Genomic DNA, 16,699 nt, shown 5'->3' with positions numbered 1-16,699 from the left:
GAGTAAGCGACTCTTACGGTGACGGCGGCCGGATCCGTGTTCGCCAAGACACCCAAACTGGGGTGAATTGACGGTCGACCCGTGTCGTCGGGAGCTGGGAAAAGGGAGTGGGTCGTCGTACGCAGCGCGGACCGACACCGAGTCGCGACCGATAGCGTTTTTGATCGTTCGGTACTGCTAGAGAGCCGTGCACGTACGCGGAACCGTCGCGGGTGAGGTCGAGGTGCGAACGGTATCGACCAGTTACGGCGAGAGTGATCTCGCCGAGGTCCCCGTTCGACTGGCGACAGCGGCCGACGGACTCGACGACGGGAACAACAAGGACGACGGAAACAACGAAAGCGACGCGACGACGTTCGAAGAGAATCGCGCGCAAATCACAGATCGCAGCGGGCAGGTAACGCTCGGGGAACTCGAGTCCGATTCTGAGCCTGGACCGGACCTCGATTCAAGCTCTGGCCCCACCACCGACACCGATATCGGTGCGGACACGGGTTCAGACGCCGACGCCGACGCCGACGGCGAAATCGAGCCAACCACCGTCACGCTGTGGAACAAGTGGACCGAATCCGCCGAGCTACTCGAGCCGGGCATGGAACTGCTCGTGACGAACGCCGCGGAAGACGAGTACCAGGGTGAGCAGCGGTACAAGACGACCGGCGACTCCTACGTCGTCGTCGAGCCAAGCTTCCACGTCAACGTCACCTCGATCCGCAACTGGGTGGAGTGTCCACGCCTCTACTTCCTGAACAAGCTCTCCGGCGTGCCGCTGAACTACCCCGTCGTGAAGGGGACCCTCGTCCACGAGGTGTTCGGCGACCTGCTTCGCGGGCGCGACCTGGAAGAGTCCATCGACGCCCGTGTCGACGAGCGCGGCCTCGAACTCGGCCTGCTCGGTGAGACGGCCGACGGTGCTGCCGAGGACGTCCGCGAGAACGCGAAAGCGATCGAGGGCTGGCTCGAGCAGGGTCGCCTGACCGACAAGGATAGGGCGGCGACAGCCGCCGACAACCCGGAGCGGGCGTTCGAGCCCGCGGAGGGGAGCTGGCGCTCTGAACAACTGCTCATCAGCGAGACGTTCGGCATCCGCGGGCGCGCTGACGCCATCCGCCGCGGCGCGCCGGTCGAACTCAAGACCGGGAAGAACCTCAAGAAAGAACCCCGGTTCAAGGACAAGGTGCAGGCCGCCTGCTACGCCCTGCTACTCGAGGAGCACGGCGGCGACGTCGACACCGGCACGCTTCTCTACACCAAGAACTCGGCGCTCGACCGAAACGAGGAAACCGGCGACCTCACGCCCGCAAAGGAGTTCTCGATGGGCAGCGGGCTGCTCAAGTTCGTCGTCCGCCTGCGCAACGAAATCGCCGCGATGGAGGTCACGGGCGACATTCCGACCGGCTACGAGGGCAGCGCGAAGTGCGAGTACTGTTTCGAGCAGGACACCTGCATGGTCGTCTCGGGCCGCCTCGACCAGGAGTCGAAGGCCGGCCAGATCGGGCAGCCACTCCCCGCGGAGGAACGCGAGTTCTTCGAACGTTTCTATCACGCTATCGAAGAGGAGCGTCGAGAAGTCCACCGCGAGTTCGCCAAACTCTGGGAGCAGGACGCCCAGGAACGCGCCGACGACGACCGCGCGCTGATCGACCTCGCGTTCGAGGAGAGTCGAGCACTCGAGGAGGGCCGCTGGGAACTCCGCGCGCGCCGGACCGGAAGTGCGACCTCGAAGCTCCGGGAGGGGGATCTGGTACTCGCGAGCGACGGGCATCCGGTTCGCGGGAGTTCCGAACTCGCCCGAATCGAACGGCTGGGAGAGGACGAGGTGGTCCTCACGGCCGACGAGCGGGTCGAAGTGAGTCGCCTCGACGTCTATCCGTCCGAACTCACTACTGACCGCCTTCTCGCCGCGCTCCACGACGCGCTCCTGAAGGGAGACAAGCGGCGCAAGGACGTGCTGTTCGGCCGGGAAGAACCCGAGTTTGATTCGCCAGACGAGGTGTTTATCGACAACAACGAGGCCCAGGACGAGGCCGTGCGGAAGGCCGTCGGGGCGGAAGACTGCGCGCTGATCCACGGGCCACCCGGCACTGGAAAAACCTACACTATCGCTCGCGCGATCCGCGCGATGGTCGAACGCGGCGAGCGCGTCCTTCTCTCGGCGTTTACGAACCGCGCGGTCGACAACGCGCTGGAGGCGCTGCTCGACCAACTCGAGGGCGTCATCGACGAGGATCGGATTGTCCGCGTCGGCTCCGAGAGCGGCGTCCGCGAGGATATGCAGCCCTACCGGTTCGACCGCTCGGGCGACCCCGGCGACCGCGCTGCCGCGTTGCAGAACGCGCAGGTCGTCGCCGCGACCACCGCGACCTGCGGCTCACGAGTCATGAAGGAGCAGGCGTTCGACGTTGCGCTGGTCGACGAGGCCGCGCAGTTAACGGAGCCGGGGACCTTCGCGGCGGTCAACCTCGCGGACCGGTTCGTGCTCGTCGGCGATCACGAGCAGCTTCCGCCGGTTGTCCGTGCCGAGAACGACCTTACAGAATCGCTGTTCGAGCGCCTCGTCGAACTCCACCCCGAGGCCGGCGTCATGCTCACCCAGCAGTACCGGATGAACCAGCGCATTCAGGCGTTCGCCTCGCAGGAGTTCTACGACGGCAAGCTCCGGCCCGCGAACGGCGCGGTCGCGGGGCGGACGCTCGACGACCTTGCCGGTGTCTCACGCGAGGACCTGCCAACCAGAATCCGAGACGCCGTCTCCTTCGTCGCAGTCGAGGGCGAGAGCAGTCGATACACGGACAGCGCCGAGGCCACTCGCATCGCTGACCTCATCGAAGACTATCGCGCTGCCGGACTCGACCCGTCGGATATCGGCGTTATCGCTCCCTTCCGCGCACAGGTCTCGGAGATTTCGAGACACGTCCCCGAGGCGGTTGCCGTCGACACCGTCGACCGCTTCCAGGGCTCGAGTCAGGAGGTCATCATCGTCTCGTTCACCGCGACGGGGACACTCGAGGGCCCCATCTTCGACGACTACCGGCGGATCAACGTCGCCCTCACCCGACCGAAGCGCGCGCTCGTGCTCGTCGGCGATCCGAACGCACTCGAGACGGACCCGGTGTACGCACGGATGCTCGAGTGGGCGCGGCGCTGACAGCGGACTGGTTGCGATTTCGATCGGGGTTCACGAACTCACGGTAGGCAGCTGGACGCAGGACTAGTTTTACCGCGCTCGGTGGTGTGTGATTGCTATGCTCGATCGGACGCGCCGTTCCCTTCGGCGGGTGACCACACAGCACCAGCCCAGTGTACGGGTCGTCGTCTGGCTCGTCACCACCATCGCAGTGGTTTCCATCGCAACTGGTCTGCTCGCGATCATCACACAGCCGTTGGTCGATGCCGGCGGCACGGTCGGTCTCCTCCAGTCGGCCGCCGAGTTCAGCGGCACTGTCCTCGGCTTTGCCCTTCTGATCACCGCCTGGGGAATGCGCCGGGGCTACCGAATCGCCTATCTCGCCGCGGCGACCCTCATTGCCCTCGCAGTCGCCCACGGTGTCGTCCAGTTCCGGCTGCTGTCGATTCCACTGATCATCCTCTCGATCGGCGGACTGGTCGTCCTGGCATTTACGAGTACGCGGTTCACCCGCTCGAGTGCACTCACGCCGACGCAGCTGGGCAGTCTCGTCGCCATCGTCGGCGTCGGCTGTTACGGAATCGCTGGTGGGTACACGCTCAGACACGAGTTCAGCGAACTGCACACCGTCGTCGACGCGGCGTACTTCACGGTTGTGACAGCGAGCACGGTCGGCTACGGCGACGTGCACCCGACGAGCGAGGCCGGCCGCCTGTTCGCCATCTCGCTCGCCATCCTCGGCCCGACGACCGTCGCCGTCGCTGCCGGCAGCCTGTTCGGTCCCGGCCTGCAGGCCCGTCTCACGAGAACCGGCCGGCGGGCGACGGCACACGCGAGAGCGGAACTGCCACGCGAGCGCGTCGTCGTCCTTGGAACCGCCGGCCTGGTCTCGAACGTCGTAGCCGAACTCGCGAGTCGGGAGTCGTCAGTGCTCGTGGTGACGGCCGACGACGAGAACGGGGCTAAACAGACAACTGAGGACCGAACAGGTGAAACTACCGTCCGCATCGGTGATCCAACCGATGAAGAGGTACTCGAGTCCGCCCGCCTCGACGAGGCCGATGCAGTGCTGGTGGCGACGGGCGAGCCTGCTCAGGATAGCTACGCTGTGTTGCTGGCGCGCGACAGGACAGACGCGAGAATCGTTGCGATTACCGACGATGCGTCGACGGGGGCACTCGAGCGGGCCGGCGCTGACGTGGTCCTCTCTCCCGCGCAGGTACTGACGAACGCGGCGGTCGACGCGACGCTCGGGACGGAAGAGGAGGGTTATTCGTCGTCGGCGTCAGCGGCTTCCCAGAGTGGATAGAGCTCGTCCTGAATCGGCTCCGTGATCGTCTCGACGTCGAGGTCGAGTGCTGGTTCGCTGCCGTCGTCACTATCGCGAACGACACCGATCGATTCGGCCTCGATACCCGCCTCCGAGAGCGTTTGCAGACACTTTTCGGCCGAGCCGTCCGGAACGGTCGCGAGCAACGCACCAGAGCCGAAGATCCGCAGTGGATCGACGCCCGCGGCTTCACACAGTGTCGCGGTCTCCTCGCGAACCGGAATCGCGTCCGCGTCCACCTCGAGCCGAGCGTCCGACGCGCGGGCGAGCTCGAGTAGCCCCGCGGCGACGCCGCCCTCGGTCGGGTCGTGCATCGCCGTCGCGAACTCCCGGACGATGCGAGCGTCGGGGACGACGCTGATCTCCTCGAGGAACGATTCAGCTTTCGTTCTGGTCTCTTCGTCTACGCCGAGTTCGTCACCGAAGTCGGCGGCGAGAATCGCGGTGCCCTCGACGCCGGCGGCTTTCGTGACGATGACCCGGTCGCCGGGTTCGGCACCACCGGTTGGGACGAACCGCTCGGCGGCACCCATCGCGGTCAGCGAAATCAGCGGGCGCTCGAGTTGGTCGACGTACTCGGAGTGGCCGCCGACGATGGTGGCCCCGACCGCCCGTGCAGCGGTGTCCAGATCAGTCGTGATCGTCTCGAGCGACACGCTCTCGTCGGGCAGCAGGATGACGACGGTCAGCCAGCGTGGGTCCGCGCCGGAAGCGGCGACATCGTTGCAGGCGACGTAGACGCCGAGCGAGCCGACCTGCGAGGCCGCGAGCGAGATTGGATCGGAGCTGACGACCAGTGCCCCGCCGGGCCAGTCGACGGCAGCGGCGTCCTCGCCGTCTGCAGGCCCCTGCAGGATCGTTTCGTCCGCGTCGGCCCCCGTCCGATCGAAGACGTGTGCGAGCAAGTCGTCCGGCGATACCTTTCCGGGCATACCACGAAATGGGAGGATCGACGGCTTGTACCTGTCGACGTTTACAATGGACTCGTTCTCCCAATGGCTGGATTCCGGAAGGCGGCTCGACAGTCGCTCTGTGGGCCGACGTCCGAACGCACTGTGTTCAGCCCCAGTGACAGCTCAGTGCCCGCTTTCTGCGGGCGCGAGCACGTCCATCGTCTGCGTCACGTCCGCTTCGTCGGCCCCGCGCGGGAAACTCACTGCAACCGCGTCGATACCGTCGACCGCCTCGTAGCGTTCGACCTGCTCGCGGACGTCCTCTGGGGTGCCGGCCGCACAGAGATCGTCCAGAATCGCCTCGTCGACGAGGGAGAGCGCGCGCTCGCGGTCACCCGCCTGCCAGGCATTGTGGATCTCGGATGCCTCGTCGTACCCCTGGCGCTCGAGTGCATCCCGATAGAACGTTCCCATCCCGCCGATGTAGAACGCGGTGTGCTGGCGTGCGAGGTCGCGGGCACGGGAGGCGTCGTCGAGTGCACAGCAGGTGACACCGATCGTGACCTGCACGTCGTCTGGGTCGCGGTCGCCGAGGTCGGCACCGCGTTCGATGTCCTCGATCCGATCCGCCACTCCCTCTGGGGTGAGCATGATGCCGTGCCAGCCGTCGGCGAAGCGGCCAGCGAGTTCGACCGCCTTGGGACCCATCCCGGTCACCTCGACGGGCGGGGACGGGTCGGGCACCTCACAGCGAAGCCGGAAGCCGGACAGCGAGAAGTAGTCGCCGTCGTACTCGACTGGTTCGCCCGAGAGCACCGCACGGACGATGTCGACGGTCTCACGCGTTCGCTTGAGCGGGTTGCCGTACTCGATGCCGTGCCAGTTCTCGATCACGACGGGACCGCTCGGTCCGAGGCCGAGACGGAAACGGCCGTCGGAGACCTCTTGCAGCGTGGCAGCGGTCTGGCCGAGCAGCGCGGGCGAGCGCGAGTAGGTGTTGACGATGCTCGAGCCGAGGTCGATTTCGTCGGTGCGCTCGGCGATCGCGGTCAGAACCGTCACTGCGTCCCGACCCCAGGTTTCGGGGAGCCAGGCACAATCGTAGCCGCCCGCTTCGGCCGTTTGGGCGTACTCGACGAGCGAATCGACGCTCGGCTGGGCGGCGACTGGCAGGTGAACGTCTCTCTCAGTCATGCTAGATCTGGTTCATAATCGACTGACAGTGATTTGAGTGTGTGGGAACTGGTGATGATAGCGGGCGGCGTTCACACCTCGTGATCCTCGCTAATCTGTGGAACACCCTGTGCAGTGATCGTCTCACCGACGACGTAGGAGGCGGCCGGACTGGCGAGGAACTGGGTGATGTCCGCGATCTCGTCGACGGTGCCGATACGCCGCGCGACCTCCTCGCGGTCGATGTTCTCGGCGGAGACGCTCATCTGGCTCTCGACGCCCGGCGTCGCGACGAAGCCCGGCGCGATGCAGTTGACGCGCACATCGTCGTGAGCCCACTCGTAGGACAGCGTCGTCGTAAGGTTGACGACCGCCGCCTTGGCCGCGCCGTAGGGGCTCATCAGCGGCGAGCCGCGCTGGCCGGCGACGCTCGCGAAGTTGATGACGGAGCCGCCACCGTCTTTGAGGTACTCCGCTGCCGCGTGAGTGCAGTGGTAGGTCCCGTGGAGGTTGATGTCGACGATCGTCTTCCAGCCGTTCGGGGAAATATCGTCGAAGTCGGCCATGAACGACGCACCCGCGTTGTTCACCAGCACGTCGAGGCCGCCGAACTGCTCGACAGTTGCCTCCACGAGCGCCTCGACGGCCTCGCGGTCGGTCACGTCACACTCGAGTGCGAGTGCCTCACCGGGCAGTTCACTGTCGTTGATCGCCGCAGCGACCGGATCGACGTTCTCCTGCTCGCGTGAGCAGACCACCACGTCGACACCGTCCGCAGCGAAGCGCTCTGCGATCCCCTTCCCGATGCCACTCGAGGAGCCGGTGATGATGGCGACATCGCCGTCGACACTGAACTGGCTCGTACTCACGTCCGAACACCCGCAACTGCGGCCGTTTCCATTACCATTGTTAGTTGTAGAAGACAATACGGAGACACTGTTAATAAAGATGATTGTGTGTGCCCTATTGTTAAGTGTCCGGGTAGCCACTGTCAGCCATACGCACGCATAAACGGGGTGACGACGGTCGGAGACGAGTAAGTGACGACGTATGACGACGGTCGGGGACGAGTACTCAACGACCCGACCCGTTTACGAACGGACCCATGACCACAGACAATCCACAGTACGGACCGAACAGACAGGTTGAGGTGTCACGCCGCGGCATGCTCGAAGCGGAACAGCCGGCGTTTCACGCCTCTTACGAACACCGCGTTGAGCAGGCCCGCGAGAAAGTCGACGAGGTCGATCGACCGACGATCCGGAGGGCGGACTGATGAGCGGCGACCGCGACGAGGCGGTGGTCCAGCCACCCGACCCGCCCGCGGACCCGGACGACTGGGAGGCCGTCTTCTGGGACATCGGCGGCGTCATCCTCGAACTCGAGTCCGTACAGGCCGCCCACGCCGAGTTCGTCGCCGACCTCATCGAGCGCCACGAGGTCGCTCTCTCGCTCGAGGAAGCGATCGATATCTGGCGCACGACCGTCGGCGACTACTTCCGCGAGCGCGATGGCACGGCGTTCCGGGCCGCCCGCGAGGGCTACCACCGGGGCATCGAGGCCATCGTCGGTGAGGAAGTACCGATGGACGAGTGGAAGCCACCGTTCCAGGAGGCCGTACAGGCGTCGATTGAACCTGTCCCCAGCGCACCGGAGACGATCGCACGGCTGGCCGAGCGTGACCTCCACGTTGGCGTCGTCAGCGATGTCGACGACCGAGAGGGAAAGGAGATACTCGAGTACGTCGGCGTGCGCCGGCACGTCGACTCGATTACGACCTCCGAGGAGGTCGGCCACACCAAACCTCACCCCGCGATGTTCGAGACGGCCCTCACAAAGGCCGACGTCACCCCCGAACGATCGCTCATGATCGGTGATCGATACGATCACGACGTGCGTGGCGCCGCGCGGATGAACATTCACGGCGTCGCTTTCGGGGCCAAGGAGGGTCCCGCCGTTTCCTACCGGATCGAGTCTCCGAAGGAGGTGCTTGCAATTGTCGAAGGCGATCGCTGAATCGGCTTCGGCGGTCGATATTTCGACGCCATAGAACCCGCACGAAAGCTCGTTCCTCGTGGCGGTTCTCGAGTACCGCCTCGACAACGTTGATCGTGCCGTCGACGCGGCGGGCGCGATCACGGAAACCGACGATTCGGCGGACGGCATTACTGCCCGCTCTCGCAACAGATCCCGGCAGTGACCACCTCCCACGGCTTTCGCCTCGATACGCTGTAACTACTGTCACGGCTATGAAGATGCCTGGGGCCACCTGCGCGTGGGAAAGCGGACGTCCTCACTGACGGGAACAACGCCCTTTCTGGACGAGCGCACGTGGAGGTAGTATACCCATTCAATAAATGAACTCATTCTGGTACTTTTCTAAATATACTGTTTAGATAATCAATATTGGCCTGTGAGTCACGCTGGGGATTTCGGTGAGTCCCCAAAACACACATCCTGGCCTCGAATGCAAAATGACGGCTGTAGATCGATACCTTCGCTAGATTATCCAGGAACGGTATTGATTTCCGAGCCGTCGACAGAGGATCCCTCGCACGTCGGTAGAAAGACCATTTCTGCCGTTAGAGCCGCCTCTGCGCCCCATAAATCCATTTCAGTACTAATTATCCACACAGGTGAGCGACCCAGTATATGTTCGTATACATACTATAGTTTGAATTTGTTATATTGGCCTATCAATGGAAATCGTGCGGAGGGATGCGAACGACGCCTCGCAGTCAATACCAGAGCGCTCGTTGACCGAACGAGCAATTATTGATCGTACTTACGCCATTTACAGACATACTATTGTAAACGGTATCGCAATATTCGTGGGAACAAGCGCCCGAGCCGGCTGACTGGAACGGTCGTGGCGCCGCGCTCGTTGTCGGGACGAAAAAGCTGTATAGGTACAAACCGTAGGCACATCTAGTTCAGCCATGGCGGAAACCCAACCCGATGAGGCGCTCGACGACCTCCCACCGAGTTCAAAATTCATCTACAAAACGCTCGCAGATAACGGGCCGATGACCCTCAAGGGGCTGACCGAGGAGACGATGCTCTCGTCACGGACGGCCCGCTATGGACTCGACCAGCTCGAGGAAGCCGAACTCCTCGATTCGTCGCCAGCGCTTCACGACGGCCGGCAGACGTGTTACAAACTGACCGGGACATCCGCCGGTGCCGGTGACGAAAGCGACTCGACAGTGCTCGTCTCTCCCGAGTGGGTCGAGGAGCGACTCCAGGAGTTCAAACGGGACGATCCGTCCCTTCGACTCGTCGAAGCTGACGGTGAGTACGACGACGGCCACGTTCCAGGCGCCGTGCAAATCGATGTCCTCGCCGACCTCGTCGACGTCGACGGTTGCGGAATCGCCGACAGGCGGTGTTTCGAAGAGTACCTCGGCAACCGTGGGATCACGGACGAGAGTACGATCGTCGTCTACAGCACGCACCAGAACCAGTATGCAGCCTATCTGTTCTGGCTGCTCAAATACTACCGCCATACCGAGGTTCGGCTCCTCGACGGTGGCAAGCACCGATGGGAGGAAATCGGCGGTCCGATGACGACCGACGAACCGGACGTGTCCCAGCAGACGTACGAGGCACCCACTCCCAACGAACAGATCCGCGCCTACCGAACCGACGTGGAAGCGGCGCTCGCACAAAACGTGACGATCGTCGACGTTCGATCGGAACTCGAGTACGAGGGCGACCGAACGAAGCCACCAGACAAAGTCCTCCCTGAGGCCCGTGTTGGGGGCCACATCCCCGGCACCGTCCATATTACGTGGTCGGAAGTAATCGACGAGAACAGCCGGTTCAAGGATCGATCCGAACTCGAACGACTGTTCCACCACCACGGCGTCGACCCGGACACGGAGACGATCGTGTACTGCCACGTCGGCGAACGATCGTCGATCGTCTGGTTCGTCCTCTCCGAACTGATCGGCTACGACACTGTTTCCAACTACGACGGGTCGTGGATCGAATGGGGGAACCTCATCGACGTCCCCGTCGAAACGGAGACAGACGAGTGATCGGCACGTGACCGACGGTCTGATTTTCCACTCCCGATCACCGCCCGGCGTCTCGTCCCTCGAGTACCCACGTCGTCCCTCGAGTACCCACGCTGTGATCGCGCCGGGGCGACCCATCCAGGTTCCCGCAATATTTTCACTAACGAGCCAGTTGTCGTTTGTCAGTCGGCATTATTTCGCCTACGTACAGACTTAGGTGTTATAGCACCCTTATTCGATGATGTATGGCTAAGATAGTCGTTGCAGGTTCTGGTTCCGGCGGTGCGATGACCGCGAACCTTCTCCGCCGAAAACTGGACGCGGACGAGGCCGACATCACCGTCGTCGACAAGAGCACCGATCACTACTACCAACCGTCGTTTTACCTCATCCCGTTTGGCTACCTCGAACCCGATCAGTCGCGAGACGTCGATGAGCTCCTCAAGCCGGGCGTCGAGTTCGTTCACGACGCCGTCACCGGCATCGACCCTAGCGAGGAAACCGTCTCGCTCGAGGACGGGGGCGAACTCGAGTACGATTACCTCGTCGTCGCGACCGGACATCGACTCGATCCGAGCGCGATGCCGGGACTGGTCGAAGCCTGGGAAGAACACGATGACGTCTACCCGTTCTACCACTACGAGGCTGCCCTCCAGATGCGCGAGGCCCTCGAGAATTTCGACGGTGGGACGTTCCTCGTCACCCAGCCCGATACGCCGATCAAGTGTCCGGGTGCCCCGTTGAAACTGACGATGCTCGCGGAGGACTACTTCCGTCGACAGGGTATTCGCGACGATGTCGAGGTAATCATGACCCGAAACGCCGAACACCACTTCGGCGTGCAGCCCTACCGCGACAAACTGTACGAGATCTGGGACGACCGTGATATCGAGTTCGTCGAGAACTTCTCCGTCGACCGGGTCGACCCCGACGCGGGCGTCGTCTACGGTGCTGACGGTGAAGAAATCGAATACGACCTCTACGCGCCGGTCACTCCACAGTTCGGCCAGAAAGCGATTACCGAGGAATCGCCGCTTGCGGACGGCTCCGAGTCCGGCGAGTACATCACTATAGACCAACACACCTGCCAGCACGACGACTACGACAACGTCTTCGCGCTGGGAGACTGTGAGAACGCCCCTCACTCGAAGACGGCCGCGGCCGCACGCAAACAGGCACACGTCGTCTCGAAGAATCTGACGTCGCTGCTAAACGATCAGCCGATGCTCGCGGAGTACGACGGCTACGCTGCCTGTCCGTTGCTCACCAAGAAGGGCAAGGCGTTGATCGCCGAGTTCGATTACGAGGGGCCAATCTCCGCGCCCGTCGAGAGCAAGATGAACTGGATCATGGACGTCAACGTCCTCCCGTCGGTCTACTGGGACGCCTGGATGAAAGGCTACGATCCACTTCCGTAACATGGCTCAGAAAGACCAATCGGTAGACGGTGACTTCGACGATACGCCCTTCGAGGCCGCCGAAGTAAACGAACTCGCTGAGACGCTCGAGGAAAACGACGAGGAACTCGCCGAACTTCTCGAGACGCTCGTCGTCGTCCAGGAGCTGTCGGCTGATCTCGCGCCCGAACTCCGCGAGGCAGCCCACGACTCCCGCGAGCCCATCGCCGAGTTACGGACGGCCCTAGAGCAAGAGGAAACGCTCGTGCTCGTCCAGCGGGTCGGCGAGAACGCCGATACGCTCGTCGAACTCCTCGAACTGCTCGAGGTCGTCGACGAACTCGTGGGCGATCTGGTTCCGGAACTCAAGACGATCGTTCGCGAGAACCGCGAGACGATCGCGCGGATCCGGGTCGCACTGGAACGTGAGGAGACGCTCACGCTGCTCGAACGACTCGGTGAGAACGAGGAGACGTTGATCGAACTACTCGAGTTGCTCGACGTAACCTACGAACTCGCGGAGGACCTGGTGCCCGAGGCTGTGGCGGTCGTCCAGGAGAACCGCCAGCCGATCACGGAGCTTCGGATGATGGTCGCTGGGTTCAGCCACGCCTACACCGACGCCGACCTCGAGCCCTATCAGCTCGGACAGAATCTCGGGAATATGCTCGTGTTAGGGTGTCAGCTCGGCGATGAGGAACTCATCAACTCCGTCGAGTCGGGTCTCGGTGCGTTCACCGAGGAGGAACCACCGAAAAAGATCGGTCTGCTGGGGATGCTCGGTGCGCTTCGCGACGACGACGTCCGGCAGGGGCTCGGTGTTCTCGTCGAGTTCCTTCGGCGGATGGGGTCGGCACGGTCGAACTAGGTGCAGTGCAGATCGTTTCGTTTGTTTCGTTTGTTTCGTTTTGTTTTCGGCCCTATGTCCCACCAGCGTACGTTATTGCCACCCACGGAGCCGTTTTCGAATGGAGAAAAAACCACCCGTATTCCCGGACCTGAATGAGGAAAGGGAAAAGATTTCTTTTTGAATAGGAGTTATAGTTGGTGGGTCCGTAAGCCAAAACGCAATGACTGACGAAAGCGACGAGAGTGGATTCCCACTCATCGGCGACCAGTTCCCTGAACTCGAGGTAGAGACGACCCACGGTCCAAAGTCGATTCCGGACGACTACGAGGGTAAGTGGTTTATCCTCTTCAGTCACCCCGGTGACTTCACGCCGGTCTGTACGACGGAGTTCGTCGGCTTCGAACAGCGCCGCGAGGCGTTCGAAGAGCTGAACACCGAACTGATCGGCCTCTCGATCGACCGCGTCCACTCACACATCAAGTGGACCGAGTGGATCGACGAGGAGATCGACGAGAAGATCGACTTCCCAATTATTGCCGACGAAAGCGGCGATGTCGCCGACGCGCTCGGGATGGTCCATCCCGGCCAGGGGTCATCGACTGTCCGTGCGGTCTTCATCGTCGACCCTGATGGGATCACGCGCCAGGTTCTCTACTACCCCAAGGAGATCGGCCGCAACGTCGACGAGGTGCTGCGCTCGCTCGAAGCACTCCAGACGTCCGACCAGGAAGGTGTCGCACTGCCGGCCAACTGGCCCGAGAACGAGAACTTCGGCGATAAGGTCCTGCTCTCACCGCCAGGAACCGTCGACGAGGCTGAAGCACGAACTGCCGAGGCTGACGAGGAGGGCTACGAGTCCTACGATTGGTGGTTCACGCTGAAAGAACTCGAGTCGTAAGCGAATCGCTGTGACGAGACGGTGAGTTGCCCGGCTGAGTCTGTTCCACGATAGACCGGGCTCACTCCCTGCCAGTTTCATTTTTGTCGGCGACAACACGAGTCTGAGCCGCCAGTCTGTCGAAAGCGTATAAGTAGCTTCACCACCGAGAGTGATGTATGGGTGAAGCTACCGTGAGCAGCGACCCTGATGAGCTGGTCGAACGGATTAACGAGCTTGCAGCCGGCGGCCCGTCGACTGACGGCCAACAGTCGTCAGTCAAACAGTTCGCACTCGAACTCGTCCGGCAGCACCACGATCGGATCAACGAACACTACTACGAACGTGGTCTCTCGGACGCCGAAGCAGAGGCCCGCACGCTCGACGAAGCTGGCCTCTCGACAGCCGGCATTGTTCTGGCCATGAGCGCGACGGGTCGGCCAGACGTTTCCGAACGGATGGTAACTGCGTGTCTCGAGTAACACGTCGCCAGGTGGAGGTTGCGCTGATGTTGCAGGGCGCGTGAGAAGGGACTAGACACCCGTTAGGATACATTTTTACCTGTCCGACGACATCTTTCGACACATGCATACGGGATTCGATTACGACGTTGCAGTCGTCGGTGGCGGGCCCGCTGGGTTGACGAGTGCGCTGTACACGACACGGTTGGCACTCGATACAGTGGTCATCGACCGGGGCGGTGGACGTGCCGCAATGATGCAAGAGACGCACAACGTGATCGGGATCACGGAAGCGGTCTCGGGCAACGAACTGCTACAGACCGCCCGCGAACAGGTACAGGGATATGGCGCCGATGTCGAACGGGGGTTCGTCGAGTCGGTGACGCCACTCGGCGAGGCGGCCGATGACGGCTTCCGCGTCGAGACGGATGCTGAATCCTATCGGGTCTCTCGGGTCGTTCTCGCAACGGGCTTTGCCGACAAACGGCCCGATCCACCGCTCCCGCCGACCGGTCGGGGACTGCACTACTGCCTCCTCTGTGATGCCTTCATGTTCGTCGACGAACCGGTCTACGTGATGGGGGCGGGCGAGGCTGGCGCACACGTCGCGATGATTCTGTTGAACTTCACCGACGACGTCGACTTGCTCACCCGAGGCGAGGACCCGTCCTGGAGCGACGAGACGGCGACGATGCTCGAGTACCATCCTGTCGATGTCGTCACTGCAGAAATAACAGGGATGAACAAGAACGACGACGGCTGGCTCGAATCCTTCGAGTTCGAAGACGGGCAGGTTCGTGCCTACAGCGGCGGCTTCCCAATGTATGGTTCAGACTACCACGACGAGGTCGTCGAGGGACTCGACATAGAGCGCACCGAAGACGGTTCCGTCGCCGTCGACGACCACGGCCAGACGTCGGTCGACGGCGTCTACGCGGTCGGTGACCTCACGCCGGGATACAGCCAGATTCCGGTTGCGATGGGTGAGGGCGCAATCGCCGGCATTACCATCCACAAAGAACTACGAGCATTTCCGCGTTCACTCGAGGAGTTCGAGACGGAGGGTTCGGTTACTGATGCGGACGTGCCGGCACTCTCCGCTGAACTCGCCACAACGGCAGTCGAACACGACGGTCACGCACACTCTCCGGACGACCCTGATACCAAGTAACATTCTATAGTAACAACTGCAACTATTTACACACTGATCGCCGAGCAGGCTGGCGATCAGGTGTGCATTGACTTGCAGTGGCTACTATAGTGTCGGCAACTTCTGTCCCTTCTTGCCCCGAGTTCGTCACAGACTGCCCGAAAGGACCAATTATTCTGGCTGCTCGAAGTCTTAATATTGGGCAGTTCGAGGTTTGTACTGTATGCCAGAGGCCATTTCGGCAGCAGAGCTACGAGACCGAATCGAAGCTGACAACCTCGACGTGCTCTTTGACACGCGAGCACCGGAAGACTACGAGGACTGGCGCATCGCCGAGGCTGAAAACGTCGAGTACTCCGGTAGTGACGACGAACTCGTTGGTGACTTCGACCCCGAAGCGTACGACACGAACGACGAGATCGTCGTCACGTGTGCAACGGGGCGCTCGGCTGGCAAGTTCGCCGCGTACCTCGATGAGGTCGAGGGATTCGAGAACGTCGCCCACGTCGAGGGCGGGATGGAAGACTGGAGCCTGGTCTACGATGTCGTCCCAATCGCGACCACGCGGGATGACCTCGAACTCCTCCAGTTGCAGCGTCGTGCGAAGGGCTGTCTGGGCTACCTGATCGGTTCGAAGCGCACCGGCAAGGCCGCGCTCGTCGACGTCACCCGTGCGACCGACGCCTTCGAGGACGCTGCCGCCGAACGCGGCTACGAGATCGATCGCGTCTTCGACACCCATATCCACGCCGATCACATCTCCGCGGGACGAGGCCTTGCCGAGAAGTATGGCGTTCCGTACCACCTCGGCGAGCCCGCCAACACACGTGATCCACAGTTCGAGTTCGACCCGATCGAACCCAACGAGACCGTCGAGGTCGGCGACGTGTCCATCAAGGCGGTTCATACGCCGGGCCACACGACCGGTATGACCGCCTATCTCGTCGAGGACGAGGCACTGCTGACCGGTGATACGTTGTTCGTCGAATCGATCGGGCGCACCGAACTCCAGTTCGCCGGCGAAGACGCCAAATCCGGCGCTCGCGTCCAGTACGAGACGCTCCAGCACAAGATCGCCACGATGCCCGATCACGTCAAAATCCTGCCCGGACACTTCTCGCTGACCAACTGCGGCGAGTACATCGACGTCGAACCCGGCATGCCGATGTTCTCGACCGTCGGCGAGATCTGGGCGAAAAACGAAATCATCCAACTCGAGGAAGACGAGTTCGTCGAACACATGTTCGACAACCTCCCATCCAAGCCTCCGAACTACGAGAAGGTCATCAAGACGAACCTCGGCGTCTACGAACCCGACGACGAGGACGAGCGTAACGAACTCGAGCTTGGTCCCAACCGCTGTGCCGCGACCGAAGACAGCGCTGTCGCTGACGATTAATTCGAGGACACGCCTATCTACAC

15 protein-coding genes are annotated in these 16,699 nt (G+C 62.4%); 12 read left to right on the top strand and 3 right to left on the bottom strand.

What is annotated here, in order from left to right:
• Positions 1-187: 187 nt before the first annotated feature.
• Both NMAG_RS05055 and NMAG_RS05050 read left to right on the top strand, forming a co-directional pair.
• A complete protein-coding gene (locus NMAG_RS05055; protein ID WP_004216908.1) occupies positions 188-3,148 on the top strand; it encodes an AAA domain-containing protein in 2,961 nt (986 codons plus the stop codon).
• 97 nt (positions 3,149-3,245) lie between these two features.
• The gene (locus NMAG_RS05050) at positions 3,246-4,436 is read left to right on the top strand and encodes an NAD-binding protein (protein WP_004216907.1); all 1,191 of its coding nucleotides are present in this window, start codon (positions 3,246-3,248) and stop codon (positions 4,434-4,436) included.
• On the opposite strand, the gene NMAG_RS05045 is transcribed toward NMAG_RS05050, so the two are convergent.
• From NMAG_RS05045 to NMAG_RS05035, 3 genes are all read right to left on the bottom strand, one after another.
• On the bottom strand, positions 4,397-5,389 hold the full coding sequence (locus tag NMAG_RS05045; protein WP_004216906.1) for an AIR synthase family protein: 993 nt from the start codon (positions 5,387-5,389) through the stop codon (positions 4,397-4,399). The two genes, NMAG_RS05050 and NMAG_RS05045, sit on opposite strands and share 40 nt — an antisense overlap.
• A 144-nt stretch (positions 5,390-5,533) precedes the next feature.
• Entirely contained in the window at positions 5,534-6,544 is a 1,011-nt protein-coding gene (locus tag NMAG_RS05040; RefSeq protein WP_004216905.1) for a TIGR04024 family LLM class F420-dependent oxidoreductase, read from the bottom strand.
• A 71-nt stretch (positions 6,545-6,615) separates the two neighbouring features.
• Positions 6,616-7,392 carry an SDR family NAD(P)-dependent oxidoreductase gene (locus tag NMAG_RS05035; protein ID WP_004216904.1) on the bottom strand — a complete coding sequence of 259 codons (777 nt, stop codon included), beginning with the start codon at positions 7,390-7,392 and terminating at the stop codon, positions 6,616-6,618.
• A 236-nt stretch (positions 7,393-7,628) separates the two neighbouring features.
• On the opposite strand from NMAG_RS05035, the gene NMAG_RS05030 reads away from it, so the two are divergent.
• The 10 genes from NMAG_RS05030 to NMAG_RS04990 all read left to right on the top strand — a co-directional run bounded on the left by NMAG_RS05030 (position 7,629) and on the right by NMAG_RS04990 (position 16,676).
• The gene (locus NMAG_RS05030) at positions 7,629-7,799 is read left to right on the top strand and encodes a hypothetical protein (protein ID WP_004216903.1); all 171 of its coding nucleotides are present in this window, start codon (positions 7,629-7,631) and stop codon (positions 7,797-7,799) included.
• Positions 7,799-8,539, top strand: coding sequence for an HAD family hydrolase (locus NMAG_RS05025; protein WP_004216902.1), 741 nt, complete (start codon positions 7,799-7,801; stop codon positions 8,537-8,539). Before NMAG_RS05030 ends, NMAG_RS05025 begins: the two co-directional genes overlap by 1 nt.
• 58 nt (positions 8,540-8,597) lie before the next feature.
• A complete protein-coding gene (locus NMAG_RS22630; protein ID WP_257719844.1) occupies positions 8,598-8,723 on the top strand; it encodes a hypothetical protein in 126 nt (41 codons plus the stop codon).
• A gap of 739 nt (positions 8,724-9,462) precedes the next feature.
• Positions 9,463-10,563 carry a rhodanese-like domain-containing protein gene (locus NMAG_RS05020; RefSeq protein WP_004216901.1) on the top strand — a complete coding sequence of 367 codons (1,101 nt, stop codon included), beginning with the start codon at positions 9,463-9,465 and terminating at the stop codon, positions 10,561-10,563.
• 224 nt (positions 10,564-10,787) lie between these two features.
• The gene (locus tag NMAG_RS05015) at positions 10,788-11,960 is read left to right on the top strand and encodes an NAD(P)/FAD-dependent oxidoreductase (protein WP_012996457.1); all 1,173 of its coding nucleotides are present in this window, start codon (positions 10,788-10,790) and stop codon (positions 11,958-11,960) included.
• A gap of 1 nt (position 11,961) precedes the next feature.
• On the top strand, positions 11,962-12,807 hold the full coding sequence (locus tag NMAG_RS05010) for a DUF1641 domain-containing protein (RefSeq protein ID WP_004216898.1): 846 nt from the start codon (positions 11,962-11,964) through the stop codon (positions 12,805-12,807).
• Positions 12,808-13,009: 202 nt separating this feature from the next.
• Complete coding sequence (locus NMAG_RS05005) at positions 13,010-13,687, top strand: peroxiredoxin (RefSeq protein ID WP_004216897.1); 678 nt, start codon at positions 13,010-13,012, stop codon at positions 13,685-13,687.
• Positions 13,688-13,845: 158 nt separating this feature from the next.
• A complete protein-coding gene (locus tag NMAG_RS05000; protein WP_004216896.1) occupies positions 13,846-14,148 on the top strand; it encodes a hypothetical protein in 303 nt (100 codons plus the stop codon).
• Between the two features lie 103 nt (positions 14,149-14,251).
• Positions 14,252-15,298, top strand: a complete 1,047-nt coding sequence (locus NMAG_RS04995; RefSeq protein WP_004216895.1) for an NAD(P)/FAD-dependent oxidoreductase — start codon at positions 14,252-14,254, stop codon at positions 15,296-15,298.
• 202 nt (positions 15,299-15,500) lie between these two features.
• Positions 15,501-16,676 carry an MBL fold metallo-hydrolase gene (locus NMAG_RS04990; RefSeq protein WP_004216894.1) on the top strand — a complete coding sequence of 392 codons (1,176 nt, stop codon included), beginning with the start codon at positions 15,501-15,503 and terminating at the stop codon, positions 16,674-16,676.
• Positions 16,677-16,699 lie beyond the last annotated feature (23 nt).

The sequence above is a fragment of the Natrialba magadii ATCC 43099 genome, from assembly GCF_000025625.1.
In the GTDB taxonomy this organism is placed as follows: Archaea; Halobacteriota; Halobacteria; order Halobacteriales; family Natrialbaceae; genus Natrialba; species Natrialba magadii.
Note: the sequence above shows the minus strand (reverse complement) of the source record. Positions and strands in the feature narration are given on the sequence as shown.

Coding starts and splice junctions, on each gene's coding strand:
- NMAG_RS05030 (WP_004216903.1), top strand. CDS start 7,629: ATGACCACAGACAATCCACAGTACGGACCGAACAGACAGGTTGAGGTG.
- NMAG_RS05005 (WP_004216897.1), top strand. CDS start 13,010: ATGACTGACGAAAGCGACGAGAGTGGATTCCCACTCATCGGCGACCAG.
- NMAG_RS04990 (WP_004216894.1), top strand. CDS start 15,501: ATGCCAGAGGCCATTTCGGCAGCAGAGCTACGAGACCGAATCGAAGCT.
- NMAG_RS05000 (WP_004216896.1), top strand. CDS start 13,846: ATGGGTGAAGCTACCGTGAGCAGCGACCCTGATGAGCTGGTCGAACGG.
- NMAG_RS05010 (WP_004216898.1), top strand. CDS start 11,962: ATGGCTCAGAAAGACCAATCGGTAGACGGTGACTTCGACGATACGCCC.
- NMAG_RS05020 (WP_004216901.1), top strand. CDS start 9,463: ATGGCGGAAACCCAACCCGATGAGGCGCTCGACGACCTCCCACCGAGT.
- NMAG_RS05015 (WP_012996457.1), top strand. CDS start 10,788: ATGGCTAAGATAGTCGTTGCAGGTTCTGGTTCCGGCGGTGCGATGACC.
- NMAG_RS05045 (WP_004216906.1), bottom strand. CDS start 5,389: ATGCCCGGAAAGGTATCGCCGGACGACTTGCTCGCACACGTCTTCGAT.
- NMAG_RS05040 (WP_004216905.1), bottom strand. CDS start 6,544: ATGACTGAGAGAGACGTTCACCTGCCAGTCGCCGCCCAGCCGAGCGTC.
- NMAG_RS05025 (WP_004216902.1), top strand. CDS start 7,799: ATGAGCGGCGACCGCGACGAGGCGGTGGTCCAGCCACCCGACCCGCCC.
- NMAG_RS05050 (WP_004216907.1), top strand. CDS start 3,246: ATGCTCGATCGGACGCGCCGTTCCCTTCGGCGGGTGACCACACAGCAC.
- NMAG_RS04995 (WP_004216895.1), top strand. CDS start 14,252: ATGCATACGGGATTCGATTACGACGTTGCAGTCGTCGGTGGCGGGCCC.